The organism is Leyella stercorea DSM 18206 (assembly GCF_000235885.1).
GTDB classification, from domain to species: Bacteria; Bacteroidota; Bacteroidia; order Bacteroidales; family Bacteroidaceae; genus Prevotella; species Prevotella stercorea.
Map to the genome: position 1 here is coordinate 1 of NZ_JH379404.1, position 1,383 is coordinate 1,383.

Below are 1,383 nucleotides of genomic sequence, written 5' to 3' on the forward strand. Positions count from 1 at the left end.
CGTGACCTTTTTCTTTTCGCCTGCTATACAGGCACGGCTTATGCCGATACTGTTTCTATCACGGAAGAAAACCTCTTTCGTGATGAGGAGGGCAGCCTTTGGCTGAAATACCACAGAAAGAAGAACAAGATGCTTGCACGTGTGAAGTTACTGCCAGAGGCGCTTGCCATGTTGGAGAAATACAAAGACCCGACAAGACCTACTCTTTTACCACCACAGGAATTTCGAGTGCTGAGAGGTAACATGAAAAGTCTCCGAGTACTATCTGGCATAAGTATGGATTTGGTCTATCATGTTGGACGGCACAGTTTCGCATCGCTCGTTACGCTCGAAGAAGGTGTTCCGATAGAGACTATCAGCAGAATGCTTGGTCACAACAACATTCAGACCACGCAAATCTATGCACGTGTCACCCCGAAAAAGCTATTTGAGGATATGGACAAGTTCATCGAAGCCAACAAGGACTTCAAGTTTGCCCTGTAATATTATCACAAAATAAGAAAGGAACATAACAATGAGAAGTACATACAAGCAGTTTTATTATATCAACCGTGGCAGAGTAAAGGCAGACGGAACAACATCTATATTTTGCCGTATCACGATTGACGGCAAAGTGTCAGCCATAGCAACAGGTCTTTACTGTGCTCCCGAAGAATGGGACACGAAAAAAGGTGAAGCCAAGAATGCAAGAGTGAACGGACAACTGCAAGCGTTCAGACTAAGAATTGACGAAGCCTACGAGCAGGCAACAAAGGAAAAGGGCATCGTTACCGCCGAGATTCTGAAGAATGTTATTGTTGATGCAAATACTATCCCGATGACATTGCTTGCCACTGGCGAGGAGGAGCGTGAACGCCTTAGGCTGCGCTCCATCCGTATTAACTCAACATCTTCTTATCGCCAATCTAAGACATCGCAGCTCAACTTGCGAGAGTTCATCGGGTTACGAGGAATGAATGACATTGCATTTGAAGATTTGACTGAGGAATTTGGCAAATCTTATAAGTTGTTCTTGATTGGCAAAGGGTATAGTGCATCCAATACGAACCATAATCTTTGTTGGCTGCAACGCTTGGTTTATATCGCTGTTGACAGAGGTCTGCTGAAATTCAATCCATTGGAAGATGTCGGATATGAAAAGAAAGGCTCACCAAAGCGTAGACATATATCCAGAAATGACTTGCTGCTCATTATGGAGACTCCTATGGAGGATAAGGCTTTGGAGTTGGCACGAAGAATGTTTGTTTTCTCCAGCCTTACAGGTTTGGCTTATGTCGATTTACGTAACCTGTATCCACACCATATCGGGATGACGGCAGACGGTAGAAAATACATCCGTGAGAAAAGAGCAAAGACCAACAACGAAGCGTTCATTCCCTTGCA

At 44.3% G+C, this 1,383-nt stretch carries 2 protein-coding genes; both read left to right on the forward strand.

The window, feature by feature from the left end:
• Positions 1-483, forward strand: a 483-nt coding sequence (locus HMPREF0673_RS04680; RefSeq protein ID WP_007898759.1) for a site-specific integrase, incomplete at its 5' end; no start/stop codon positions are given.
• Between the two features lie 31 nt (positions 484-514).
• A partial coding sequence (locus tag HMPREF0673_RS04685; RefSeq protein WP_007898762.1) for a phage integrase SAM-like domain-containing protein occupies positions 515-1,383 on the forward strand: 869 nt, incomplete at its 3' end.